The sequence below is a fragment of the Paenibacillus sp. FSL H7-0756 genome (assembly GCF_038006765.1).
Classification (GTDB): Bacteria; Bacillota; Bacilli; order Paenibacillales; family Paenibacillaceae; genus Paenibacillus_AQ.
The window spans coordinates 1,181,919-1,206,554 of the sequence record NZ_JBBOVT010000001.1; the positions used below are offsets into that span (position 1 = coordinate 1,181,919).

The 24,636-nt window shown below is 54.2% G+C and carries 22 protein-coding genes; 17 read left to right on the forward strand and 5 right to left on the reverse strand.

Going from position 1 to position 24,636, the window contains the following annotated elements:
* Nucleotides 1-152 precede the first annotated feature (152 nt).
* The 10 genes from NST04_RS05325 (at nt 153) to NST04_RS05370 (ending at nt 10,952) form a co-directional block, all read left to right on the forward strand.
* Nucleotides 153-2,723 (forward strand): DUF2339 domain-containing protein, encoded by a 2,571-nt coding sequence (locus NST04_RS05325; RefSeq protein WP_341183449.1) that lies wholly within the window; start codon nt 153-155, stop codon nt 2,721-2,723.
* Complete coding sequence (locus NST04_RS05330) at nt 2,689-3,999, forward strand: DUF3999 family protein (protein ID WP_341183450.1); 1,311 nt, start codon at nt 2,689-2,691, stop codon at nt 3,997-3,999. The genes NST04_RS05325 and NST04_RS05330 overlap by 35 nt, the downstream gene beginning before the upstream one ends.
* A 38-nt stretch (nt 4,000-4,037) precedes the next feature.
* Nucleotides 4,038-5,144: an MBL fold metallo-hydrolase gene (locus tag NST04_RS05335; protein WP_341183451.1), complete on the forward strand. Its 1,107-nt coding sequence runs from the start codon at nt 4,038-4,040 to the stop codon at nt 5,142-5,144.
* Between the two features lie 69 nt (nt 5,145-5,213).
* A complete protein-coding gene (locus NST04_RS05340) occupies nt 5,214-5,492 on the forward strand; it encodes a hypothetical protein (RefSeq protein WP_340751030.1) in 279 nt (92 codons plus the stop codon).
* Nucleotides 5,493-5,771: 279 nt separating this feature from the next.
* Nucleotides 5,772-5,972, forward strand: coding sequence for a cold-shock protein (locus tag NST04_RS05345; protein WP_036722718.1), 201 nt, complete (start codon nt 5,772-5,774; stop codon nt 5,970-5,972).
* A 142-nt stretch (nt 5,973-6,114) separates the two neighbouring features.
* On the forward strand, nt 6,115-6,345 hold the full coding sequence (locus NST04_RS05350; protein WP_341183452.1) for a cold-shock protein: 231 nt from the start codon (nt 6,115-6,117) through the stop codon (nt 6,343-6,345).
* A gap of 109 nt (nt 6,346-6,454) precedes the next feature.
* Nucleotides 6,455-6,697 carry a hypothetical protein gene (locus tag NST04_RS05355; RefSeq protein ID WP_341183453.1) on the forward strand — a complete coding sequence of 81 codons (243 nt, stop codon included), beginning with the start codon at nt 6,455-6,457 and terminating at the stop codon, nt 6,695-6,697.
* Between the two features lie 247 nt (nt 6,698-6,944).
* Nucleotides 6,945-8,720 (forward strand): cache domain-containing sensor histidine kinase, encoded by a 1,776-nt coding sequence (locus NST04_RS05360; protein ID WP_341183454.1) that lies wholly within the window; start codon nt 6,945-6,947, stop codon nt 8,718-8,720.
* The gene (locus NST04_RS05365) at nt 8,704-9,504 is read left to right on the forward strand and encodes a response regulator transcription factor (RefSeq protein WP_341183455.1); all 801 of its coding nucleotides are present in this window, start codon (nt 8,704-8,706) and stop codon (nt 9,502-9,504) included. Before NST04_RS05360 ends, NST04_RS05365 begins: the two co-directional genes overlap by 17 nt.
* Before the next feature lie 122 nt (nt 9,505-9,626).
* The gene (locus NST04_RS05370; protein WP_341183456.1) at nt 9,627-10,952 is read left to right on the forward strand and encodes an extracellular solute-binding protein; all 1,326 of its coding nucleotides are present in this window, start codon (nt 9,627-9,629) and stop codon (nt 10,950-10,952) included.
* 157 nt (nt 10,953-11,109) lie between these two features.
* On the opposite strand, the gene NST04_RS05375 is transcribed toward NST04_RS05370, so the two are convergent.
* Nucleotides 11,110-12,489, reverse strand: a complete 1,380-nt coding sequence (locus tag NST04_RS05375) for an MATE family efflux transporter (RefSeq protein WP_341183457.1) — start codon at nt 12,487-12,489, stop codon at nt 11,110-11,112.
* A gap of 247 nt (nt 12,490-12,736) precedes the next feature.
* Here NST04_RS05375 and hxlA point away from each other — a divergent pair, with 247 nt between their 5' ends.
* The 5 genes from hxlA to NST04_RS05400 all read left to right on the forward strand — a co-directional run bounded on the left by hxlA (nt 12,737) and on the right by NST04_RS05400 (nt 16,279).
* A complete protein-coding gene (gene hxlA / locus NST04_RS05380) occupies nt 12,737-13,369 on the forward strand; it encodes a 3-hexulose-6-phosphate synthase (protein WP_036691992.1) in 633 nt (210 codons plus the stop codon).
* A 6-nt stretch (nt 13,370-13,375) separates the two neighbouring features.
* Nucleotides 13,376-13,933 carry a 6-phospho-3-hexuloisomerase gene (gene hxlB / locus NST04_RS05385; RefSeq protein ID WP_341183458.1) on the forward strand — a complete coding sequence of 186 codons (558 nt, stop codon included), beginning with the start codon at nt 13,376-13,378 and terminating at the stop codon, nt 13,931-13,933.
* A gap of 143 nt (nt 13,934-14,076) precedes the next feature.
* Nucleotides 14,077-14,451, forward strand: a complete 375-nt coding sequence (locus NST04_RS05390) for a winged helix-turn-helix transcriptional regulator (protein WP_341183459.1) — start codon at nt 14,077-14,079, stop codon at nt 14,449-14,451.
* A 94-nt stretch (nt 14,452-14,545) separates the two neighbouring features.
* A complete protein-coding gene (locus tag NST04_RS05395) occupies nt 14,546-15,682 on the forward strand; it encodes an NADH-dependent flavin oxidoreductase (RefSeq protein WP_341183460.1) in 1,137 nt (378 codons plus the stop codon).
* Between the two features lie 144 nt (nt 15,683-15,826).
* The gene (locus NST04_RS05400) at nt 15,827-16,279 is read left to right on the forward strand and encodes a winged helix-turn-helix transcriptional regulator (protein WP_445667870.1); all 453 of its coding nucleotides are present in this window, start codon (nt 15,827-15,829) and stop codon (nt 16,277-16,279) included.
* A 49-nt stretch (nt 16,280-16,328) separates the two neighbouring features.
* Here the strand turns inward: NST04_RS05400 and pepT are convergent, their stop codons facing one another.
* From pepT to NST04_RS05420, 4 genes are all read right to left on the reverse strand, one after another.
* Nucleotides 16,329-17,561: a peptidase T gene (pepT, locus tag NST04_RS05405; protein ID WP_341183461.1), complete on the reverse strand. Its 1,233-nt coding sequence runs from the start codon at nt 17,559-17,561 to the stop codon at nt 16,329-16,331.
* Between the two features lie 178 nt (nt 17,562-17,739).
* A complete protein-coding gene (locus NST04_RS05410; protein ID WP_341183462.1) occupies nt 17,740-18,399 on the reverse strand; it encodes a sortase in 660 nt (219 codons plus the stop codon).
* Between the two features lie 30 nt (nt 18,400-18,429).
* Nucleotides 18,430-19,398: a hypothetical protein gene (locus NST04_RS05415; RefSeq protein WP_341183463.1), complete on the reverse strand. Its 969-nt coding sequence runs from the start codon at nt 19,396-19,398 to the stop codon at nt 18,430-18,432.
* A 988-nt stretch (nt 19,399-20,386) separates the two neighbouring features.
* A complete protein-coding gene (locus tag NST04_RS05420) occupies nt 20,387-21,397 on the reverse strand; it encodes an LLM class flavin-dependent oxidoreductase (RefSeq protein ID WP_341183464.1) in 1,011 nt (336 codons plus the stop codon).
* A 320-nt stretch (nt 21,398-21,717) separates the two neighbouring features.
* On the opposite strand from NST04_RS05420, the gene NST04_RS05425 reads away from it, so the two are divergent.
* Entirely contained in the window at nt 21,718-22,725 is a 1,008-nt protein-coding gene (locus NST04_RS05425; protein ID WP_341183465.1) for a LacI family DNA-binding transcriptional regulator, read from the forward strand.
* Between the two features lie 365 nt (nt 22,726-23,090).
* Entirely contained in the window at nt 23,091-24,521 is a 1,431-nt protein-coding gene (locus tag NST04_RS05430) for an ABC transporter substrate-binding protein (RefSeq protein WP_340751058.1), read from the forward strand.
* Nucleotides 24,522-24,636: the final 115 nt, after the last annotated feature.

The following is a 24,636-nucleotide window of genomic DNA, read 5'->3' on the forward strand; positions in this document are numbered from 1 at the left end:
ACAATAATAAACCTATAACGTCTGCCAAGACAAAAATGTGACAGGATCTTAACTAAGCGGTGTGATTTCTGTAAGGTCTGTGGTGGTAATTAGAAATATAGTAATATCAATAGATTAACAATTTGCCGATTAGCAGATACTGGGGGGAAGCTATGGAGGATTTCAGAGATCGGATGAGGGCTGTGCAGCAGCAGCAGGACGGGCTTTTGAAGGAATACCAGTCTTTAATTGAAGAATATGAGAGCAGTGATCTTGTCCGCGAGAACGAAGTATTAAGACGGGAAAATGGGGCGAACAGGCAGAGCCTGGCGGAGCTGAAGGCTCAGGCTGCGGGGCTTGAGCGCGACAACTCGGAGCTGCGGACTGCGCTGGCGGAGCAGATTCTGGATGAGAAGCTGGGTATTCTCCGGGTATCGCGGCAGAAGCTGCAGACTTATTTTGCCTCACGGGATCATGCGTATCTTGACCGGCTGACATCCTTCGAGCAGGACGCCAAGCGGCGTATAGAGGAGATGTACAATATCGGGGCCCGCGAGCTGGGCCAGGAGAAGACCCAGATCACTTATATATTGGATGAGGTGCAGGCGAAGCTGAATGAGAGTATTCTGCTGCGCAGACAATGGCAGCAGGAAGCAGAGCGTTCGCTCAGGGGGACAATGGACAGCGGACTGGATGATTTGGCTGCTGAAGGGGTTGACGAGGAGACCCTGCTGCGCCGCCGCAAGCAGAACCGGATCGAAATGAAGATCGGCCTGAACTGGATCAACCGCCTGGGGATTCTGCTGCTGATCCTGGCAGTGGGCGCCGGGTTCAGATACACCTACTCCACCTGGTTCAATGATTATATGAAGGGCAGCGCCTTCTTCCTGCTGGGCGCAGTCATGCTGGCGGGCGGGGAGTGGCTGTTCCGCAAGGGGCGGGGAGCCTTCGCTCTGGGGCTGATTGGCGGCGGGATATCGGTGCTGTACGGCTCGATATTTTACAGTTATTTTCTGCTGGAGATTATCGGGTTATGGGCCGGGATCGGCCTGTCGGTGCTGGTCACGCTGTCCGCTGTGCTGCTGTCGCTGCGCTATGAGTCACGGACGATCTGTTCCATGGGGCTTGTGGGGGGCTATCTGCCGCTCTTCTCTTATATGGGAGCCTTCGGGCTGGAGGGCAGTGCAGTGTATGCGGCGATAGGTTATCTGTTCGTGCTGAACCTGCTGATTCTGCTGATCTCTCTGCGCAAGCGCTGGGTGGTCGTCAATTACATCAGCTTCCTGTTCAATGCACCGTCTATCCTGGTGCTGATTTATCTGGCAGACAGCTACACTGTGGGCATTCTCTGCGTTGTGTTGACCTTCGCCATGTATCTGGGGATTACACTGTGGTATCCGTTCAGGTTCAAGACGAAGCTTAACTGGCTGGACTTCGGCCTGCTGGGCTGTAACACGCTCGTTAGCTGCATAACGCTGTATCTTCTGTTCCTGAATGCCGGGCTGGATGAATTCAAAGGCGCGCTGGCGCTGGCCTTCTGCCTCATGTATCTGGGGCTTGGCGTGCTGCTGGAGAAGCAGATGCCGCAGGAACGCGAGAGCCGTCTGCTCTTCTATGTTACCTCACTGACCTTCGCCATCCTGATGATTCCGTTCCAGCTGGGAGCGGCGTGGTGGTCGATCGGCTGGCTGGTGGAAGGTGTGGCGCTCACGGTCTACGGACATCTGTACCGCTTCAAAATGGTGGAACGCGCAGGCTGGGGCATCCTTTCCCTCTGTCTGCTGACCTTCTTCGGATTCGACGTTCTGCTGCAGCTCTCGGATTATAATGCGGTCATCTACTACACGAACTCCTATTTCGATCTGAAGTATACATTCATTACGGCGGGAATGGTGATTGTAGCCTTATTATATGCCATCCGTTATTCGAATCAGGAGACGCTGCTTCGCAGTACGCCTGCGGAGGTGCAGGCTACCGTCTGGTTCAAATATGCGGCTATCGTCAATTTCTACGGGTATGTGGTGTATGAAGCGTTACGCCTGTACGACTGGATGGTGCCGGAGGATATGGCGCACAATGCCTTTTACAAGCTGCTGCTGGCAGGTCTGCTTACCTCTGGACTGGCTTATGCGCTGCCGAAGGTGAACGTTCTGTATGACAAGGTGGTCGGCATCATAGTTCTGGTGCTGCACGGGATTGCCTATGCGGTCTGTATCGGCATTACGCTGGGTCTGCCCAGTCTTCCGGAAGGGTGGTCGGGCAGCACTGCTGCCGATGTAGCGGCGCTGGGTCTGCTTATTCTGTTCAATGTGTTCGTATGGTTCAGCAGTGCAAGGCTGCTGCGGACAACGCTGCTGCGCGATTATAAGAATATAGAGCTGTATCCGGTAGCGATGGGTATCTATCTGCTGGTGATGGTTACGGCGTTCCTGGGAGTGCAGATGCAGGTACGTGACGGCGGGCTGGCCTTCAGTCTACTCTATCTGCTGCTGGCCGTGCTGTTCATTATGTACGGCTTCTGGAAAAGATATCTGTATATCCGCCGCTTCGGACTGGCGCTGTCCCTGCTGGCAACCGGCAAGCTGTTGCTCTATGACTTGACTCTGCTGAATACCGGCAGCAAGATCATCGCGTATTTCAGCTTCGGACTCTGCCTGCTGGGGATATCCTACCTCTATCAGCGGATAACAGTCAGAATGGAGGAAGCTTATGCGCTTGCTGAGCAAGACAGGCAGGAGAGCTAGGGCGGCTGTGCTGCTCGCTGTATTGGGCGGACTCGTGCTGGGTTCCGGCACCTTCCCGGCGCACAGTGCGGCAGCGGCATCCGGCGGAGCGGAGAAGACGGACGGCGGGCAATGGAAGTTCTCTCGCGAAATCTCCGTGCCGGAGGCGGCTCCGTACTATGAATTGTATCTTGATGAAGCGGTGTACCGTTCGGCGGCAGAGGACTTGCGTGATCTGCGTATACAGGACAGCACCGGCGCTCCGGTTCCCTATTATATGGAGAGCGGAGCGGAGACGGTGGAGGAGCATAGCGCGGTCTATACCTCAGAATTGATTCACAAGGCAGTGAAAGGAACGGATACCCTGCTGGATTATCAGATTAAGCCGCTTGCCGAGGATGTCGATATTCAGGGGAACCGCCTGGTGTTCGAGTTGCCCGCAGAATCCTTCCTGAAGCATGTGGAGGTATGGGGAGGCTATGACGGGCAGGCCTGGGAGCAGCTCGGCACAGGGGATCTGTATGCCACAAGCGGGTTAAGTGCGGACAGCATTACGCTGGAGCGCAGCTACAAGTTCGGCTATTACCGGCTTGTAGTGAAGAACAACCCGGAAGGGCTGGAGTTCCCCGGATTGACCCTGGTAGACAGCAGCCGGGAGTGGAGTACGGCTGCATTCATGCGGCAGAAGACGCCGCAGACAGAGATTAAGCAGGTGGAGAACCGTACCGAGATCATGATAAGCAACACGGACCGGCTGAAGATTGGGAAGGTGATGCTCGGCAGCACCGGGAATTTCCTGCGGCGCTATGAGCTGTATGACAGTGCCGGGATTAAGATACCGGTCACCGGAAGCGGAGAGCTGTACCGGCTGGACTTCAAGGATACCCGGATCTCCCGGACGGAGATTCAGCCGGTGGTTCCGGCCTCTTCTGATTCCCTGCGCGTGGTCATCTACAATCTGGACGATGCCCCCATCTCCATCACGGATCTTAAGATCGAATATCTGGTAGACCGGCTTGTATTCGCGGGCGGGGAGAAGACGCCGTATTCCCTGCTCTATGGCAACATGCTGGCAACTGCTCCGCAGTATGATATTATTAATTTCAAAGACCGGATCAGCGGAGAGAAGCTTGTGCAGGCCGCGCTGGGTGCAGAGACCCCGGTACCGGTAAGAGCAGCAGATCCGCCCGGCACAAGCTGGTGGCTTCAGGGCCGCTGGGGCTTCAATGCCATTATTATTGCAGTCTCGCTGCTGCTTATTCTCATCGTTGCCCGCAAGCTGGGACAGGCGAAATAGGAGATTTGGCACGAACCCGCAGAAAGAAGGATTACCGCATGACCCTGATTATTATTGGCTCCATTCTGCTTGCTGTTGTTGCCGCTGCGTACCTTATCATGACCGTCTATCCGGCGTTCGGGCGGAGGGCCGGGACGCAGGAGAAGGCCCGTAACCTCCGTTCCGCCCAATACAGCAAGGGTAAATTTGCTTATCCGCAGACTGCAGGCCTGAGCGGCGAGAAGGCCGGAGGCAGCGGATTCTCCATTCTGAGGGACTTCATTAAGGGCAACCCTAACTCCAGACCCGCTGGGCCTCTTCAGCCGCAGCCGCTGTTGCCGTCCTCTATTGGGCAGGGCCGCGACACCCGGGTTACCTGGTTCGGGCATTCAGCGGTGCTGCTGGAGATGGATAGCCTGACCCTGTTCCTTGACCCTATGCTGGGCCATGCACCATCACCGTTTCCGTTCATCGGCGGCCGCCGCTACAGCAAGCAGCTTCCGCTGGCGGCGGCTCTTCTGCCGCAGCTGGATGTGGTTCTGCTCTCCCATGATCATTATGATCATCTGGATTATGGAACCATCCGCCAGCTGAAGGATAAGGTAGGCCTGTTCATTGTACCGCTGGGCGTTGGCGCCCATCTGCGCCGCTGGGGGGTGGCCGCAGAGAAGATCCGCGAGCAGGACTGGGGCGATACGCTTACCTATGAAGGGATCACCTTCACCTGCGCTCCGGCGCGGCATTTCTCGGGGCGGAGTCTGCTGGACCGCAACACCACACTATGGTGTTCCTGGATTATTCAAGGAGAGAAGACCAAGGTCTTCTTCAGCGGAGACAGCGGGTATGGTCCGCATTTTGCCGAGATCGGGCGCACCCATGGCCCCTTCGATCTCACGCTGATGGAATGCGGCCAATACGATCCGCGCTGGGCGGATATCCATATGCTGCCGGAGCAGACGGTCGAGGCGCACATCGATGTGCAGGGAGGTCTGCTGATCCCCATCCATTGGGGTGCATTCACCCTGTCGATGCATGACTGGACCGATCCGGCAGAACGGATCTCGGCTGCTGCGGCACTGAGAGGGGTACGGCTGGCCACGCCGAGAATCGGGGAGACTGTAACCGCAGGGGCTGCCGGATATCCGGGTGTTCCCTGGTGGAGATGAGGCTGCGTGCCCGAAGGGGACTTGTGGTACAATCAGGGTTCATAGAACCCAAGGAGTTGACGAACGAAGATGAGTAATGAAGTGAACGAGCAGGAACTGGTGGAGGTATTATCTGCACAAACGAAGGTGGACCCGGCCGTCATCCGGCTGGTGCTGAAGCATGAGCAGACGTTCATCAATAAGGCTAAGGCCAACGCCAAAGGCGAAATTGATATCGATAATGATGATCTGGTCGACTATGTGACTGCGCAGCGCGATGTGAAGCTGGACGAGCTAACGGTGGAGACCATTCTGGATGCGGAAATGGATTACCTGATGGACAAGGGACTGGCCGGATATATCGACTGAATCCTGTAGCCGGAGGCGCATGGCTGATGCCAAGAACCCGTGCGCCCGGCAAGGCTTCTCTAAAATTTAAAATTTATTTTGGATATTTGGCAATAATGCTTTGCATTTGGGAAATTAGTGTGCTACAATGAAGTTAATCATAAATTTAACCCTTAATTCACATATTGTAAAAGGTTATCATTTGTGTATGAATCCTTTTCCAATGTGTGAATTTTTATTTGTTCGTACAATACGTAGGAATAAAAGGACATGTGTTAAATAAACTTTGGAGGTAATATCATGCAAACAGGTACAGTAAAATGGTTCAACGCAGACAAAGGTTTCGGTTTTATCGAGGTTGAAGGCGGAAGCGACGTATTCGTACACTTCTCCGCAATCACTGGCGAAGGCTTCAAGTCTTTGGACGAAGGCCAACGCGTTGAGTTCAACGTAACTCAAGGCGCTCGTGGACCACAGGCTGAAAACGTTGTAAAACTGTAATATCACAAATAAGCTGCCCTTAACATCAGTTGAGGGTAGTTTTTTTTATGACCAGGTATTTGTGACCAGGTAGTAGAGGAGTAGCTTCCGTTCTGCCATGACAGTCCGTAGGACACTAACCAAGCTATTAGGAGGGGTAATTATGTATTTTCGTAAAAAAGCGGTAGTAGATCTTCCACAGGAAGAGACGGCCATCTGGTCCTGCACCAAGGAAGAATGCACCGGATGGATACGCGACAACTTTGCCTTCCAACATGTGCCGACCTGCTGGCAATGCAATTCGCCTATGACCCGGAGCATGAAGATGCTGCCTACGCTCGTTAATAAGAATTTGGATGCGAAGGCTATCAAGAAGAGTGTGACTATCCGCTAGGTTGCATACTGAATAAGAGGATAGCCCCTTACCTGGCTGTCTGTTCCTTGCCCGTAATGGGCTATTTTTTTTGTTTGACAATGATGGAAAATACAGGGATGATGGAGCTATGAGAAAATATTTTTTGCTTCTGACGCTCCTTGCGGTGGCCCTGAATGCAGTGGGGATTTTCTATCATAAGCCTCTGCTTAACATCATTGCGATTGGTATGATTCTGATCTTGATTCCGTTTGATATATATCTGGAGCCGACCCGCCGCAAAGTCATGAGTTACTGCATCGGCGCGGTATTGCTGGCTCTGCTGTGGGCTGCCCTGCATTTCGAATGGATTACTCCGTTGATGTTCATCTAAGTAGTCTTGTGTGTAAGCCCTTAGGGCAGCTCCTTGAAGCGGGAGAACTGTACTAAGGGTTATTTGTTGTTGGTATACCGGTCAAAGGCTGAATGTATGCAAAAAACCGAACACAATTGAAGAAAGGGTAGCTGTGCTACTCATGGTTAACGCCGTATGTCGCCTGTGGGCATTGATTTATCTTGACAAAACCCCCGGGGTTTGGAGAATAGAGTTGGAAACGCTGCCAACGAAAGAGGGAATTCTGATGCTTCAGAGGTTCAGAGAGCTCAATACACTGCGCAATCAGATATTCATCGGTTTTTTGCTGGTGATGCTCATTATTATTCTGGTGTCCGGGATATTTGTGTATGACCGTGTCTCTATTCTGCTCAAAAATAATGCCGAGCGGCATATCCAGCAGACGGCGGTTCAGGCTAACGGAAGGCTGGACGCGCTGACCGGTCAGATTGACGGTCTGATGGAGCAGGTGGCCAATCATCCTACCGTTCAGCAGCTGCTGCTGGAGGAGCTGGACGGCAATGAGGTGTCCTTCAATCAGCGCCAGTCGCTGCTGCAGATTGTCTCCAGCTATCAGGCGTACATGCCGAGCGTGGGCTCGCTGGAGCTATATACCGCTGATTACAGGCTGCTGTTCCCGATTAAGGAAGGCAGCCTGGAGAGCAGAATTAACGAGCAGCATATCAGTGAGGCTAATGCGCAAAAGGGGCGGCTGGTCTGGATCGGCGTTGATCCGCATGATGACCAGAGCCTGCTGGCGATCCGCCAGGTCAGCCTGATGGACCGCTGGTTCTCGCGGGGAGGCTACCTGATGGCCCGCATCCAGCGCAGCTACTTCCAGCTCGACGATCCGTTCTCCGGCAGCGACAGCGGGGAGTCTGTGCTGCTTGTGAATGATGAAGGCCAGCTCCTCGGGAGCAGCGGAACACCGCAGGAGGATCTGCTGCCGCTGCTGGAGAGCGTCGATCAGACGGTCAGCTTCCGGGGCAAGGAGTATGTGCAGGTCAAGCTGCGCTCGGACAAGACCTCCTGGACGCTGCTGGTGCTGACGCCTGTCAGCTATGTGACCAAGGGGCTGTCTGTGCTGCGGACGGTGCTGCTGGTGTCAGGCGGAATCGGAACCCTGCTGTTCCTGATTATATCCTTCCTGCTGTCGACAATGATTACCCGTCCGATCATTCACCTGATCCGGGCGATGCGCAAATCCCGCATGGGGGTGCTGACTCCCAATTCGCAGAAGGTATCTACCATGGAGCTGCGGGAGCTGAATAATACCTATAACGGTATGGTGGCTAATATTAATGATTTGATCAGGGTGGTCTATGAGAAGGAGGTCCTGCAGAGCCGGACTGAGCTCAAAGCCTTGCAGGCGCAGATCAATCCCCATTTCCTGTTCAATACACTGGAGGCCTTCAACTGGTCCCTGGAGGAGAAGGGGGAGGAGGAGCTGGCCGGATTAGTGGTCATGATGTCCAGGCTGTTCCGCTACATTATGGGCAGCCCTCATAACAAGGATGAATGGGTAACACTGAGCGATGAGGTGGAACAGATCAGGCGGTATTTGCGGATTATGGAGATGCGGATGGGGGAGCGCCTGTCCTGGGATATCAGGCTTGATCCGCATGAGGCTGCTGTGCCGGTGCCCAAGCTGCTGATTCAACCGATTGTTGAGAACGCGATTCTCCATGGAGTGGAGAGCCGCGTCGGCAAGGGCGTGATTGCAGTCATAATCAGCCCCTCCTCCCGCAAGGGGTGGACCTCCGTTGAAGTGTCTGACAACGGGCCGGGTATGGATGAGGCTACGCTGCTGGCGCTGCGCGATGCGCTGGATGGCGGGCCTCCGGTCTCTGCCAAGGGCAGCGGAGTGGGGCTGGTGAATGTGCAGCGGCGGCTGAAGCTGTACTACGCGGAAGCGGACATGCAGACGGAAGGCCTGATCGTGGAGAGCCGGCGGTCTGAGGGGACCGTAATAAGGTTTGAGATTCCAAGCAATGGAGGAGATACCTATGAGTCTGGGCAATAAGACGATTCTAATCGTAGATGATGAACCAAGAACGCGTCAGGGGATTAAGCAGACGCTGGAATTATGGGCGGCAGGCCGGTATATCGTGGAGACCTGCGACAATGGGGTGGAAGCGCGCGAGCGGCTGCGGCAGGAGCGGGTCCACCTGCTGATTACAGATGTGCGCATGCCGGAGGTGAGCGGGCTGGATCTGATCCATTCGCTGCAGGAATCTCCCCGGAAGCCGGTGATCATTGTCATCTCCGGCTATGCCGAGTTCGATTATGTGCAGCAGGCAATGCGGCTGGGGGCGGTCAATTATCTGCTGAAGCCGCTGGACAAGTCAGAGCTGCTGACAGTGGTTGAGGATGCGCTGAAGCGGGAGGAGGAGCAGCAGCGCCATGTGAAGCTGGAGAAGCTGGTGGATCACAAGCTGCTGGAGATTGACCCGGAGCAGGCTGGGATGGGGCAGCCAGTTAAGGAGGCAATTGCCTACGTGGAGCAGCATCTGCACGAACAGCTGACGATGGCTGAGGTAGCGGGGCTGATTCACCTGAATGCCAGCTATTTCAGTGTGCTGTTCAAGGAGCAGGCCGGGGTGTCCTTCACTGAATATCTGTCCCGTCTGCGGATTCAGCGGGCGAAGGAGTTACTACTCCAGACCGCACTGCCCGTCGGGGAGATCGGAGAGCGTGTAGGGTACCGGACGGATAAATATTTCATTAAGGTATTCAAGTCCTTGGAGGCCATAAGCCCTAGCCGTTACCGTCAGCAGATGAAGGGCGGAGCTCAGGAGATCCAATAAATGTGGTATTTTAGCCAATAAGTGTGCCCTTATCTGCCTTAGGGTACGATGCTAGAATTTTAATGATAGCGATTACATGGGTGAGTTCGGCCTTTTGCAATGTAAGATGGGGAGGCAATGCAATGCGAAGGAATCACATGACCAAGGGGCTGCTCCTGGCCTGTATCTGGGTGCTTGTTCTGACGGGTTGCGGCTCTGCGGGAGACAATAATAGTACGCTGGCAGCTAACGGCGCCTCTTCCCCCAAAATAACCATTCATATGATGCACATCTGGCCCGCCGGACTCTCTGCGCAGCAGTATAAGCTGGTCAGCCAGATTATCGCACAATACGAGAAGGAGCATCCGGGTATCCTCATCAGGCAGGATGTGCTGGAGAATGAGCAGTATAAAAGCAAGCTCAAGGTGCTCTCCGCCTCCAATGACCTTCCCGATGTGGGCATAACCTGGGCGGCAGGCTTCATGGAGCCTTATGTAAAAGGCGGATTATTCGCTCCGCTGGATGACATCCTGAACGGCGGGCAGCTTAAGGATAAATTCGTGAAGAGCACTACAGAGTCTTATGCTGTTGATAACAAGACCTATGCGCTCCCTCTGGAGATGAACATCTCACCGATCTTTTATAATAAAGAAATCTTCGCCCAATATAATCTTCAGGTGCCTTCAACGTATGAGGAGTTCAAGGCAGTTGTGAGAGTGCTCTCCGGTCATGGTGTGCCTCCGGTGGCGCTGGGTAATAAGGACCGGTGGACAGGCTCGCTGTGGTATATGTATCTGGCGGACCGCTTGGCCGGAAGTGAGACGCTGAAGCGGGCGACGAAGGGGACGGGTTATTTCGATGATCCCGGACTGGTGCAGGCTGCGGCGGAAGTACAGAACCTCGTCGATATGAACGCCTTCAACAACGGCTTCAACGGCTTGTCATATGATGAGGGCAAATCGGAATTTATGGAGGAAAAGGCGGCCATGTACCTGACCGGTACCTGGGAGCTGCCCAACTTCACGACCAACCCGGAGACTCCGCAGGCCTTCAAGGATAAGGTCGGCTTTTTCAAATTCCCTACGGTGGAAGGCGGGAAGGGGAGTTCGGGCGACTGGGTAGGCGGTCCGGGTGTCGGACTTTTCGTAGCGGAATCGTCCAGGGTGAAGGAGGAGGCTAAGGCTTTTGTCGAATATTTCGTCTTCAAATGGGGCGAGGCTTCAGTGACGAGTGCGGGAGTGATTCCGGCGACTAAGGTCGATACCACGAATGAGAAGCTGCCGCAGCTATACGTGGATCTGTTGAATGAACTGAACAATGCCAGCAGTATTACCTTGTTCGCGGATGTGCAGATGAAGCCGAATGCTGCCCAGGTCCATCTGGATATGATCCAGGCGCTGTTCGGCAAAGCGGTCACGCCGGAGCAGTTCGCAGCCAGACATAAAATTGCAGTAGCCAAAGGGAACTGAGTATGGGACGAGCTTACGACAAAGGGATGCTAATCAGCCGTATTTCCGGTGGCTGATTAGCATCCCTTATTTATCCTTCTATTTCTCGCTGAAACGAATGCCGTCCTATTGAAGGACGGCAAGGCCGTTTCCGCTTGTGTGAGGCGCTGCCGCAGAATTAGTGCGCCGGGGCTGCCGGAGCGGCTTCCGGCGGTTCATGCTGGATCAGGCCATGCTTCTCCCAGGCTCTGCTTTTCCAGCGGAAGTACATAATGACGGCCCGTACCCATTCGTCGAACGCTGTGGCCAGCCATACCCCGGCCAGACCCAGATCAAGCGTGAATACCAGGAAGTAGCCCAGCGGCAGACTCATGCACACCATAGAAATCATGCCCATGTAGACTGGGAACTTGGCATCGCCCGACGCGCGCAGCGAGTTGATAATAACCAGATTGCAGGTCCGCCCGGTCTCCAGGAAGAAGCTGAGCAGGATAACCTGGGCGCCCATGGTGATAATCAGCTCATTATCCGTGAACAGTCCCAGCAGCGGCTTGCGGAACAGAATGACGATCAGGTCCATGATGACTGTGACCAGAAGTGCCCACTTCACACTGGTGAACACCCGTGAGTAAGCCTCCTGCGTCCGTTTTGCACCTACAAGATGGCCCACAATAATTGAGGTCCCCATGGCCACCGCTACGCTGAACAGGAAGATGTAGTTCGAGATATTGACCGCATACTGGCGGGTAGCCATGGCCTCGGCCCCCAAATAGGTGATGTATAGGGTGAAGACGAGCTGGCAGCACTGGTACATTACGGATTCGAAGGCGGATGGAATACCGATTTTGAGAATCTGCAGCACATATTTCTTGGAGAGGTGAACGTAATAGCTCCATTTCACACGTATCTCCATAATGCGGTAAAGCAGCAGGAAGAAAATCAGGAGAGCGATGGAGCGGCTGATTACGGTTGATACGGCAGCCCCCTCTACACCGAGCGCAGGCAGTCCGAAATGACCGAAGATCAGCAGATAGTTACCGCCAACATGAATGACGTTCATAAGCAGCGATACCGCCATCGTCTGCTTGGTGAAGCCGTGGGTGCGGATAGTTGCAGCCAGCGCGTTGATAAGGGCCTGCAGGAAGATCGCGCCTCCGACAATGTTGATATACGAGCGGGCGTAGGCGAGAATGTCGCCCTTCACGTTCAGTGCTTGCAGCAGATGACCTCCGAATAGCAGCATCACTGTACTAAGTACGATCCCTACCGCAAGATTCAGGGTAACTGCGTTACCGATCACTCTGGCGGCTTCCTTGGGCTGCTTGGAGCCGAGGTATTGCGACACGACGATCGCCGCGCCGTTCCCGATGACACTGAGCGCCAGAATAGCTATGGCAATAATCTGATTGGCCGCTCCGACACCGGAGACCGCATCATCAGACACAGAGCTGATCATGAAGGTATCCATACTGCCCATAAGCATGAACAGGAACAGCTCCAGGAAGATCGGCCAGGTCAGCTTCATTAGGTTGAATGTCTTGGGCTTGCTTGTTTCCATCATACACCTTCTTATTAGGATTCCTTGCGGCTGTGAATCTTCGAATCAAATGTATGGTAGCACAGCTGTTGTGAAAATGCAGTAGGATTTTCGGGCATGTTGCCATAAAATCCTCCGGCTTCGCCCAATAGTATCCTCCAGGTGACTACCTCACAAAAAAGTGCCTACTTCCCTTATCGGCAGTATATCCCTAAACTGAGAAACAGCACTTCCAAAAATACATTACGGATAAGGAGAACTTACACATATGAAATTACAGTTAGCACTCGATCTGGTGGATATTGCTGGAGCCAAGGCGGTAGTTGCAGAGGTTGCCGAATCTATAGATATCGTTGAGATTGGAACACCTGTCGTTATCAATGAGGGGCTGCATGCGGTAAAAGCGATCAAGGAAGCTTTCCCGGCGCTTACGGTGCTGGCCGATCTCAAAATTATGGATGCCGGCGGATACGAGGTAATGAAGGCAGTGGAAGCGGGCGCGGGTATCGTGACTGTGCTGGGTGTATCCGATGATTCAACGATCCGCGGCGCGGTGGAGGAAGCGAAGAAGACGGGTGCTGAAATCCTGGTCGATCTGATTAACGTGAAGGATCTCAAGGCCAGAGCCGCTGAAGTGGATGCGCTGGGTGTGGATTATGTCTGCGTGCATTCCGGCTATGACCATCAGGCTGAAGGTAAGAATTCCTTCGCGGATCTGAGAGATATTAAGAGCGTGGTGACCCGGGCCAAAACGGCAATTGCCGGCGGCATCAAGCTGAGTACGCTGCCTGAAGTGATTGCTGCGCAGCCCGATCTGGTAATCGTGGGCGGCGGCATTACCGGCGAAGCTGACATGAAAGCAACTGCGGCGGAAATGAAGCGCCTTGTAAGCCAGGCTTAAGCAGCCATGGACACGCAGTATTACGCACATGAAATTGTGAAGGAGCTGGAAGGCACCGTCTCCGGGCTGGATGCCGGAGAGGGCGAGGTGCTGACGGAGCTGCTGCTGCGCGCAGGTCAGGTCTTCGTGGCCGGTGCCGGGCGTTCCGGCCTGATGGGCCGGGCCTTCGCCATGCGGCTGATGCAGGCCGGGCGGACAGCTTATGTGGTCGGAGAGACAGTAACGCCGGGCATCAGCCCCGGCGATGTGCTTGTACTGGGTTCCGGCTCAGGCGAGACGAAGGGACTGGTCTCCATGGCTGAGAAAGCCAAGGCAATCGGAGCAGCTGTAGTCCTCGTAACCATTCAGCCGGACTCGGCGCTCGGACGTCTCGCAGATCATACAGTCAAGCTGCCCGGCGCTCCCAAGGAACGGCCGGACGGCAGCTATACGACGCTGCAGCCGATGGCCTCCTTGTTTGAACAGACGCTGCTTGTATTCTATGATGCAGTCATTCTGCGGATCATGGAGCAGACGGGGCAGACCTCCGGCCGGATGTTCGGCAAGCATGCCAATTTGGAATAGTATACGATTTGGAATAGAATAGAGCTTGGAGTACAATAAAGCTATCACACGGATGCTTTCCTTGACGGGAGGGCATCCTTTGTTGCCTATGCGGAGTGGCTGATGGATTTGTAATATGTTTATAGCCGGAAGGGGGCTGAATATTGGCGACTGAAATTAAAGACCGCATCAATCTGAAGGAGATCAACTGCGAGAAGGAGCTCACACTCGCTGTGATCGGCGGCAAGTGGAAGCTGATTATACTGTGGCACCTGGGTCTGGAAGGGACCAAACGCTTCAGTGAATTGAAGAAGCTGATTCCCCATATTACCCAGAAAATGCTGACCAACCAGCTCCGTGAGCTGGAGGAAGATCAGCTGGTATTCAGACAGGTATATGCGGAGGTTCCTCCGCGCGTCGAATACTCCCTGACAGAGTATGGACACACGCTGATGCCGGTGCTGCGTATGATGTATGACTGGGGCAAGAATTACGGGGAGAAGGTAATCTGGAAAGATGGAACTCCCTCTGATAGATAGGTTCTGTAAATGCAGATTTACCATTTGTATTGTGTAAAATTAAGTTGTACACTATTGTATGTGTATATTTGATTTATTGGAGGGAATGGTAGTTATGCTAAAGACAGAATATAGCCCGCTGCTGGAGACGTTCAAATTCAAGAGCGGGACTGAACTGAAGAACCGTGTGGTCATGGCGCCGATGACTAACTTCTCCTCGAATGAGGATGGAACCGTCTCCCGGCCGGAGCTGGACTATTATATCCGCCGTTCGGGCGGAGCGGGGATGGTCATTACTGCCTGTGTCTATGTGTCGCGCGGCGGGAAGGGCTTCCCTGGCGAATTCGGAGCTGACCATGACGGCCTGATTCCGAGCCTGCGTGAGCTGGCCGAGGCCATCAAGGGCGAAGGAGCGAAGGCTGTGCTCCAGATCTTCCACGGCGGACGCCAATGCCCGCCGGAGCAGCTGGTTGACGGGCAGCCTGTCAGTGCAAGCGATGTGCCGGCTGAGCTGCCGGGCGGCGGACAGGGTACAGTTCCGCGCCCGCTGACAGACGAAGAGATTACCGGTATTATCGCCGATTTCGGAGAAGCGACACGCCGGGCGATTGAGGCCGGCTTCGATGGCGTTGAGATTCACGGTGCGAACGGGTATCTGCTGCAGCAATTCTTCTCGCCGCACTCCAACAGACGCGAAGACCGCTGGGGCGGAGATCTGCAGAAGCGGCTCACCTTCCCGCTGGCCGTTCTGCGCAGTGTCAAGGCTGCGGTGAAGCAGCATGCACAGGGTGCATTCCTTGTAGGCTACCGCTTCTCGCCTGAAGAGCCGGAGACACCGGGGATTACGATGGCTGACACGTTTGCCCTAATCGATGCGCTGACAGCGGAGGGGCTGGATTACCTGCATGCGTCCCTCATGGAGCTGTGGTCGCTGCCGCGCCGGGGGACAGAAGACAGCCGTCCGCGGATCGAACAGATTGTGGAACGTGCAGGGGGCAAGGCTCCGGTAATTGGCGTAGGCTCGCTCTACTCTGCCGCCGACGCCCTGAAGAGTCTGGACAGCGGCATCAGCCTGGTGGCCCTGGGCCGTCCGCTGCTGATTGAACCGGACTGGGTGCAGAAGCTGGCCGGGGGCCGGGCCGATGAGATTAAGACTGAGCTTGATCCGAATGCCCAAGCAGAGCTTGTGATTCCGGACCCGCTCTGGAGAGCGCTGATCCATACGCCGGGCTGGCTGCCGGTGAAGAAATAAACAGACGGATAACGGTCTGTGACCATAGCATGTTAAGAACCCCGTACGCCTGTTGTTCCAGGGCGGCACGGGGTTTTTGCCGTATCAGCATCTATGATACAATTGTACTAAATCAGGGACGACCGGAAATGGGGTGCGGCAGAGATGAACGTACAAGGAAGAGACGGAGGCTCCGATGAGGCAGAGGGCGTGGATTACGGGGCGGAGAACAGCTCAATGCAGCGGACCCTTGAAGTTATTGGCGGGAAGTGGAAGGGTGTTCTGCTCTATCATCTGATCAGCGGGCCGAAGCGGTTCAACGAGCTGCGCAGACTATGCCCCGGCATTACACAGCGGATGCTGGTGATGCAGCTGCGGGATCTGGAGCGTGACGGTCTGGTCCACCGGAAGGTGTACCCTCAGGTGCCGCAGAAGGTAGAGTACTCCTTGACCGAATGGGCGCAGGGACTGGAGACCGCGATTCTCAGCATCAAGCATTGGGGTGAGGGATACCGGGAGGTACTCGCAAGAGGTGATGATGGAGCCCTGGCTGAGGACGGACAGGACAGCAAGGAAAGCGGGGACGAAGCCCCGCGCAGCACGAAAATCCCCGATTGAGCGGAGTACGCTTGACCGGGGATTTTTGTGCTGCATCCTATAACCTTGCTTACGCTTTCTGCTCCGCCAGCCGGGCAATCTCAACGATCACCTGTACAGCCTGCAGCATGACGTCTACAGAGGCGTACTCAAATTTGCCGTGGAAATTCTCGCCTCCGGTGAAAATATTCGGTGTAGGCAGCCCCATATAAGAGAGCTGTGAACCGTCAGTCCCTCCGCGGATTGGACGGATAACCGGCGTGATGCCGAGGCCCTCCATCGCTTCCCGGGCGATATCGACGATATGCCGGACGGGCTCGATTTTCTCGCGCATATTATAGTATTGGTCATTCATCTCCAGCACGATGTTGTCCGCCCCGTATGTAGATTTGAATTCCTCCACAATTGCAGCGATATTCGATTTGCGGTTCTCGAAGCTGTCGCGGTCAAAGTCACGGATGATGTAATGAAGCTTGCTGTGCTCGGCACTGCCTTGCATGGAGATCAGGTGGTAGAATCCCTCGTAGCCGTCTGTGAATTCAGGAGCTTCACCGGCGGGCAGACGGAGATGGAAAGCCATGGCGATTTTGGACGAATGGATCATCTTGCCCTTGGCTGTACCGGGATGGACGTTGACTCCGTGGAAGCTGATTTTGGCCGCGGCGGCATTAAAGCTCTCATATTCCAGCTCCCCGAGCGGGCCTCCGTCCACGGTGTAGGCATAGGAAGCGCCGAAGGCGGCAACGTCGAACTTATGCGGGCCGCGTCCGATTTCTTCATCGGGGGTAAAAGCGACCCGGATTTTGCCATGCTTAATCTCCGGATGCGCCAGCAGATGGGCCATAGCCGTCATGATCTCAGCGATGCCCGCCTTGTTGTCCGCCCCCAGCAGGGTGGTGCCGTCGGTTGTAATCAGCGTATGCCCCTTGTAGCCGCTCAGCTCCGGGAAGCTCTTCGTGGACAGGATAATATTCTGGGCTTGATTCAGCACCAGATCCTGCCCGTCATAATTCTCTACAATCTGCGGCTTCACATTCGTACCGGTAAAATCCGTGGCGGTATCCAGATGGGCCAGGAAGCCGATCACCGGAACCTCTTTATCTGTGTTAGCGGGCAGCGAGGCCATGACATATGCATGCTCGTCCACCGTAATCTCCGTCAGTCCCAGCTCCTGCAGCTCCTCTGCCAGCTTATGCGCCAGTACCATTTGGCCTGGAGTGGACGGGCAGGTCTCGCTGTCCTCGCTGGATTGGGTATCCATTTCAGCATACGATACAAAACGTCTAATTAACTCTTCCTTCAATGCAGGTCATCTCCTCTTCAGCTTCGTATGTCTATATTATCACGATACGGCCCGGGTCTCATACTTTAGGCGGATGGTGTGGAGTGAAGGGGGATGGAGGCTGGCGGGAGGCGAGGGGCAAGTTGGAGTGAGGAAGGCAGCGGGAAAGCGGAAGAGAGGGAAGGAGCGGGAACGCAGGTTATGGCTGCTGCACTGGAGACTGGTTGGAGACAAGCTTGGCCGAAAGCAGGTAGCGGTCAGGCGCTGAGCCTACATAAGAGAACGGGTAACAGGTAATCAAGGTGAGTATGGGAGCTCTGCTGGGCTTAATTGCTCCCCGTGTATTTCTGTCAACAATCCGGCTGCCGGTTACTTCATAGGTAAAAGTTCCATCCGCTGTAGCAAGCTCAAGCGTGTCTCCAGTCTCCAGCTCGCCGAGGCTGCGGAAGACGGTGTCACGGTGTCCGGCCAGCACGCTGTTCCCGGAGGCACCGGGGGCGGCGCTTGCTTCATCATGTCCGGCGCCCCGCTTCAGCTCCGCCCGGCCGGTTCCCTCCAGAATCGCAACCCGCTTATCCAGCTTAGGGAAATAGATCTCTCCAATTACTTCGCCCGCTATATAAGCAGGTTTGTCGCCTTTTGGTGATTCTGCGCTGCTAACCATACCTTCAGGAAGCGGCATTTCTTCTTCGGAAGTTACGGGAAGCTGGGCTTCCTCCCTCTTTTTGTCCCAGATTCTCAGGGCTTCGCGGGCTTCGGCGGGCGCTTTGAGGATCTGGAAGGCGGAATACACCATAACGCACAAGGAGAGCAGGAAGATCAGCTTGACGGCTAAAGTGAATCCGCTGCGCATCTTCATGCTCTCTCTCCTCCTTACATCTACATACAGTTACTTCTTCTGGCCCAGCCTGCGGAGCACAAGCACACTGATCATGGCGACAACCAGGCTGGCCGCAATCAGATTGTACCAAGGGCTGGCTGTGTCCGGCAGTCTGCCGTCTTCCTCCGGCCCTCCCAGCGGAAGCGTGTCGTCTGTGAGGTTGACCTCTTTCCCTGGTGAAGGGGCAGGTGTGCTGCCAAGTGCAGCGGCTCCGGAATCCGGGGTTGCGGACGGGCGGTTGCCGCCATCCTCTTCCCCTCCGCCTAGCGGAACAGGCTCTTCACTTACAGTTACTCCACCCGCAGACGGTGTTGCTGTCGCTGCTGGTGATGGCGATGGTGTAACGCTAGGAGAGACTGTGCCTGCTGTTGAATCCGTAGGGGCACTTGTTGCTGCTGGCGTACTGCCGGGACTGACCGTGGTGTCCGGTGTTGACCCGGGTAAAGGTGTAGCTGAAGCCGCTGGCTCAGCCGTCGGTTGCGGTGAGGAGGTTGGCACGGTTGTAGGCGCAGGATCCGCTGTAGCTGTGAATTCAAAGGCGACGCTCACCGTCTTCTCCTGGAACTCGTTGCCTGCCTCCGGCGGGAACAACACCTTCATTTCGATAGCTTCCTCTTCCCCTCCGGCAAGCGAGCCGATGGTCACCACACCCGGGGCCTCGCTCATTACCCCTGAATAGAGGATTACTCCCTCTTTTTGCAGAGTCATTTGCAGGATATTGTACAGATCTGCGTCACCGGAGCGGAACTGGAAGGCAACTGCATAATCGAACGGGGCATTTCCGTCATTGATAATCTTATAATCCGAAGCCATCGTATCTCCCGGCTGCATGTTGTTCATGGTTGCCGTACTGGTCGTATGCGAGTTGACGGTGAGCTTGATCGTATCCTCAGCGCTGACCCCTCCGGCATGCCAGATCACACCTGCCAGAACAGCCAAAATATACGCGCCGATTATGGATGTATGTCTCTTCTTCACTCTCCCCGCCCCTTCCTGTGCGGACCTCCGGCAGCCACCAGCCACAATCCGCCCCGGTTCGCGCTTCTAAATCATAGTTTGTCGAATAAAGTGGTTTCTTGAAGAACTACTAAATATCATGGCGATAGTATAAAGTTAGAACGAACTTGAACGGGTCTGAGTGGACCTGAACGGGCGTGAACGAGCCTGAATGGTAAGAATGCATTATTGTTCGTTATAACGAATACTGATTACAGTATAATCTTAAATGGGCATAAAGAAAAACAGGAAAAGATCCTGTAAGTAAATAAATTCGGCTGTTTACTATAAATTAACGACGATTATTTAACGTTTACTGCATTTAACTCGTTATTTCTACGTATATTAATTATTTTTGTATTTTATAAAGAACGATTAAGGCTGGGAGGGTTCGGCTCAGTAATTTCCGCACCGAACACTTTTGTTTTTTGCTGCATACTAAAATAGCCCACTTAGCTACCCCAATGGAGTACTCCACAGGTAGTTAAATGGGCTAAATATAAAGACTGGCCAGTAATCAGATTAGTAGGCCATCAGAATGAAACTCAGCAAGCCATTAGTTGAAGTAATTCTCACACTTTAAAATCGAATGAGTTCACTACCCCATCAGATTTAAAATAGTGGAGCAGAAGCAATTCCCCATCAATTACATCTTTTCCAAGCGGGGGTTGTTCTTTAGGGGCGTTTGGCTTAGCGTAACGGACTGAGGTGCTCTTATCCGGGGAGAAAGTCGTCACTTGGGCGATTAACGGACTGCGAGGACCTTATCCCCTGCAATTCAGCTCCAAATGTCTCGCAGAAAGACGATAAGGTCGCCTGAGTCCGTTACGCTGCAAAAGGTGGCATTCTCGTGGGAATAGGGTCTCTTCGGTCCGTTAGATTTTTTGGGATGATAGGGTTTCATTACACGAACCCCTGAGTTTTACAAGCTTATCCACACTTTAAACTCGGATGAGTTACTACAGCCTTATTACTTCTTCAACAAGTCGGCCACAAGCTCATATGAGTGCAAGCGTGCAGAGTGGTCATAGATCTGTGAGGCGATAATCCACTCATCCGCATCCGTCTCTTCCTGAATCTGCAGCAGTCGTTCCTTAATCAGGGCCTGGTCGCCCGCAATGGAGTATTGCTGTTTGCTCATAAGCAGCGCCTTCTCCTGGGAGGTCCAGATTCCGTCCAGACTGTCTACAGGCGGCTGGAGCTTGCCGGTGCGGCCACGGATAATGTTAAGGAATTGCTGCTGCTGGGAAGTGGCAAGTCTGCGCGCTTCCTCTACCGTATCCGCAGCCGTAATTCCCAAGCCCACCATAACATAAGGCTTGTCGAGTACAGCTGAAGGCTTGAAGCTGGTGCGGTACAGATGCAGGGCCGGCAGCAGATAATCCGGTGCAAAGTGGCTGGCAAAAGAAAAAGGCAGACCCAGCTGGCCCGCAAGCTGGGCGCTGAAGCCGCTGGAGCCCAGCAGCCAGATCGGGATGTTCAGTCCTTCACCGGGCACGGCGCGGACACCGGCTGGCCGGGAGCCTGATCCTTCGGGGTCGAAATAAGCCCGCAGCTCACTTAGCTGCTCAGGGAATTCACTGCCATCGCTGCCGAGGCTGCGGCGCAGTGCTCTGGCGGCTGCCTGGTCGGAGCCGGGGGCTCTGCCCAGACCCAGATCAATCCGTCCCGGATACAGGGACTCCAGTGTGCCGAATTGCTCGGCAATCACCAGTGGTGCATGGTTGGAGAGCATGATGCCTCCTGAACCTACGCGGATGGTATTAGTTCCGGCCGCCACATGTCCGATAACAACGGAGGTAGCGGAGCTGGCAATGCCGGTCATATTATGATGCTCTGCCAGCCAGTAACGGTTATACCCCCATTTCTCAGCATGACGGGCCAAATCAAGGGTGTTATGAAAAGAATCCGCCGCCGTTCCGCCCTCCCGGATAGGGGCTAAATCCAGTACGGAGAATGGTATGTCGTGCAATTGCTTCACATGAATCCCTCCTATAGTAGATGCCTACAGCATCAGTAGCCTTATTTGCAGCCATGAATCAATATACCCGCCAATTATAACATGAAATAATATAATTTACACACTTTAAGTAAGCGGCATGGCGGAGCGGGGATTATGAGGGGACTATGAAGGGATTATGAGAGGAGCAAAGTACAAGATGTAAGCGCATAACAATTTGCTTGCCAATTTTAGGAAGCCTTGCTATAATCGCTTTGAAAAGCTTTTCTAACTTAAGCGGCCAGGCCAATCCTGATAAGGAGGGCATACGTTTCGGGTTAAAAGAATAAGAAGGAAGTCAGATGATGAAGCCAACAATCAGAGATGTCGCCAAGATGGCCGGAGTATCCATCAGCACCGTGTCCCGTGTAATGAATGCGCCGGATACGGTAGTGGAGAGCAAGCGAAGCCGGGTCATTGAAGCGATAGAAGCGCTCAAGTATCAGCCTAATGCATTTGCACGGGGGCTAATTTACAGGAAGTCATTCACCCTCGGGCTGCTCATTCCCGATATTGAGAACCTGTATTTCGCAGGGGTGATCCGGGGAATGCAAGATGCCTGCATTAAGCTCGGATACAGTCTGATGATCTGCAATACAGACCGTGACAAGGAGCGGACACTGTCCTATATGGATACTTTTCATGAGAAGCAGGTGGATGGTGTTGTGTTCGCCAGTGATATTCTACACCCTGAGTATTATGAGAAGCTGGTGGACTGCAGAATTCCATTCGTGCTGGTCTCCTCCCATTCCGATGAGTACGAGGTAGCGTCGGTGGAGGTGGATGATGAGAAGGCGGCGTATGATGCTGTGAAATTCCTGATTGAGCTGGGGCACCGGGAGATCGGGATGATCGGCTTCAATCATGATAATTCGGTGTCTGGGCCACCGCGGATGGCGGGGTTCGTGAGAGCCTTGAGCGAATCGGGGCTGGAGCGTAATATCGGGAAAATCAAGTACGCCAACCACCGCTTTGAGCAGGCTTATCAGGCAACGCACGAGCTGTTCACTGAATATCCGGAGCTAACCGCAGTATTCTGTGTAGCGGACGAGTTCGCTATGGGAACGATCTCTTACTTAAAGGACCGCAATATTCTGGTTCCCGGTCAGGTGTCGGTCATCGGCTTCGATAATCTGCGGATGTCGGGGATGTTCATTCCGAAGCTGACAACAATTGCACAGCCTATCTATCAGCTGGGATACCGGGCGGCCGAGAAGCTGCATGAATTGTTGACCACGGGCAAGGTGGCTGTCATGAAAGAGAAGATGGAACATAAGCTAATCGTAAGAGAATCCTCGCGCGAGAAGTGAAAGATAGTTCCGGCGGGCTGAAGCGCGGCTGCCTGGGATAGGGCAGCACGGTTTCTTTGGGCCATTCTGAAAAGCTTTTCAGAGTGGCGGGTTACAGGAATGCGAGCGAATCGTTTCGGAGCTGGTTCAGGAATTGTTTCAGGAAACGAACCCGCAGCAGAAGGTACTAACGCAATATTGGAAGCGCATACATTGTAGTGGGATATGGAGAATGTACGTTTGAATTAGCGGTGTTAATGAGTGTGGGTGCCTGGTGTCCGTGAATTTCGATAAGGGGGTGAGTTGCTGCGCTGCCGGAAGGGGTTCCGGTAATGAAGCTGGCTTGATGCAGTCTCTAAAAACAATTAAAGGGGATGTATGAAACAATGAAGAAAGCTCCAGCACGTAAACTGTCACTTGCGATGGTGCTGTGTCTATCCTTCACCATGATGCTCAGCGGCTGCGGCGGCAACAATAACGCTGCACCAACGCAGGCCCCGGCGGCTACAGAAGCGCCGACAGCAGCACCTTCGGCAGATAACAACGCAGCATCAACAGATAGCCCAGATCCCGCTGCGGCAGGCAGCCCGTTGGACTTGGCGATGAAGGGTGAATACAAAGGCACGAAGGTCACGATGTTCGGACCGTTTGTCGATGCGGACCAGGTGAAGTTCGAGAGCAGTATTAAGGAATTCGAAGAGAAAACCGGCATTGATATTCAATACGAAGGCTCCAAGGAATTCGAAGCCACGATTAATATCCGGGTCGATGGCGGCAATGCGCCGGATATCGCGGACTTCCCGCAGCCGGGCCTGCTGGCCTCTATTGCTAAGACCGGCAAGGTTATCGATCTGACCGGGGTGCTGGATCAGGCGAAGCTGACGGCCAATTACAATAAGAGCTGGCTGGATATGTCCACCATGGACGGCAAGGATGGCAAGATTATGGCCGGGATCTGGAACCGCAGCAATGTGAAGAGCCTGGTCTGGTATCCGAAGAAGCAATTTGACGAAGCGGGATATACGGTTCCGCAGACTTGGGATGAAATGATGGCTCTGACGGAGCAAATCGCCAAAGACGGTGATCCGGCCTGGGCAATCGGTATCGAGAGCGGCGCGGCAACTGGCTGGGCGGCAACCGACTGGGTAGAGAACATCATGCTGCGGACTACGACGCCTGAGAATTATGACAAGTGGGTAAGCGGGGAGCTGCCGTTCACTTCGCCTGAAGTGAAGAACGCGGTGGAAGTAATGTCCAAGATCTGGCTGAACAAGGATTATGTCTACGGCGGTGCTAAATCCATTGTCACTACTGCCTTCGGTGATGCTCCGAAGCCGATGTTCGAGAACCCGCCCAAAGCCTGGTTTAACCTGATGGGGAACTTCATTACCAGCTTCTTCCCGGAAACGGCCAAGGTGGATACAGACTATGACTGGTTCTATCTCCCGCCGATTGATGAGCAGTACGGCAAGCCGGTTCTGGTGGCAGGCGACATCTACGCCATGTTCAATGACCGACCGGAGGTACGCGCGGTAATGGAATTCTTCACCACTGGCGAATCGATCAAAAGCTGGGTGCAATCCGGCGGCGTCATTGCCCCAATGAATGATGCTTCTCTGGACTGGTACCAGTCCGAATCCGACCGCCGGATGGCGAAGCTGGTACAGGATGCCTCGACTCTGCGCTTCGATGGCTCGGACCTGATGCCGGGTAAGGTGGGTGCAGGTACCTTCTGGAAAGGCATGACTGACTATGTGAGCGGAACTGCTACGCTGGATCAGGCCCTGGAGCAGATTCAGTCAGGCTGGAAGAACTAAGGACCAGCCAAGCGCGGAATTAGACGCCAAGAGGTTGAAGGGGCGGTCTTGAACAATCAGGCCTGCCCCTTAACTGGTGTTAACGGGTGCTTATGAAGAAGGCTCTGCTCCAACA

Bases quoted from the DNA above. Each gene is read 5' to 3' on its own strand.
- NST04_RS05330 (WP_341183450.1), top strand. From the start codon at position 2,689: ATGCGCTTGCTGAGCAAGACAGGCAGGAGAGCTAGGGCGGCTGTGCTG.
- NST04_RS05365 (WP_341183455.1), top strand. From the start codon at position 8,704: ATGAGTCTGGGCAATAAGACGATTCTAATCGTAGATGATGAACCAAGA.
- NST04_RS05410 (WP_341183462.1), bottom strand. From the start codon at position 18,399: ATGAAGATGCGCAGCGGATTCACTTTAGCCGTCAAGCTGATCTTCCTG.
- hxlA (WP_036691992.1), top strand. From the start codon at position 12,737: ATGAAATTACAGTTAGCACTCGATCTGGTGGATATTGCTGGAGCCAAG.
- NST04_RS05375 (WP_341183457.1), bottom strand. From the start codon at position 12,489: ATGGAAACAAGCAAGCCCAAGACATTCAACCTAATGAAGCTGACCTGG.
- NST04_RS05345 (WP_036722718.1), top strand. From the start codon at position 5,772: ATGCAAACAGGTACAGTAAAATGGTTCAACGCAGACAAAGGTTTCGGT.
- NST04_RS05340 (WP_340751030.1), top strand. From the start codon at position 5,214: ATGAGTAATGAAGTGAACGAGCAGGAACTGGTGGAGGTATTATCTGCA.
- NST04_RS05395 (WP_341183460.1), top strand. From the start codon at position 14,546: ATGCTAAAGACAGAATATAGCCCGCTGCTGGAGACGTTCAAATTCAAG.
- NST04_RS05360 (WP_341183454.1), top strand. From the start codon at position 6,945: ATGCTTCAGAGGTTCAGAGAGCTCAATACACTGCGCAATCAGATATTC.
- NST04_RS05335 (WP_341183451.1), top strand. From the start codon at position 4,038: ATGACCCTGATTATTATTGGCTCCATTCTGCTTGCTGTTGTTGCCGCT.
- hxlB (WP_341183458.1), top strand. From the start codon at position 13,376: ATGGACACGCAGTATTACGCACATGAAATTGTGAAGGAGCTGGAAGGC.
- NST04_RS05370 (WP_341183456.1), top strand. From the start codon at position 9,627: ATGCGAAGGAATCACATGACCAAGGGGCTGCTCCTGGCCTGTATCTGG.
- NST04_RS05355 (WP_341183453.1), top strand. From the start codon at position 6,455: ATGAGAAAATATTTTTTGCTTCTGACGCTCCTTGCGGTGGCCCTGAAT.
- NST04_RS05425 (WP_341183465.1), top strand. From the start codon at position 21,718: ATGATGAAGCCAACAATCAGAGATGTCGCCAAGATGGCCGGAGTATCC.
- NST04_RS05400 (WP_445667870.1), top strand. From the start codon at position 15,827: ATGAACGTACAAGGAAGAGACGGAGGCTCCGATGAGGCAGAGGGCGTG.
- NST04_RS05350 (WP_341183452.1), top strand. From the start codon at position 6,115: ATGTATTTTCGTAAAAAAGCGGTAGTAGATCTTCCACAGGAAGAGACG.
- NST04_RS05325 (WP_341183449.1), top strand. From the start codon at position 153: ATGGAGGATTTCAGAGATCGGATGAGGGCTGTGCAGCAGCAGCAGGAC.
- NST04_RS05430 (WP_340751058.1), top strand. From the start codon at position 23,091: ATGAAGAAAGCTCCAGCACGTAAACTGTCACTTGCGATGGTGCTGTGT.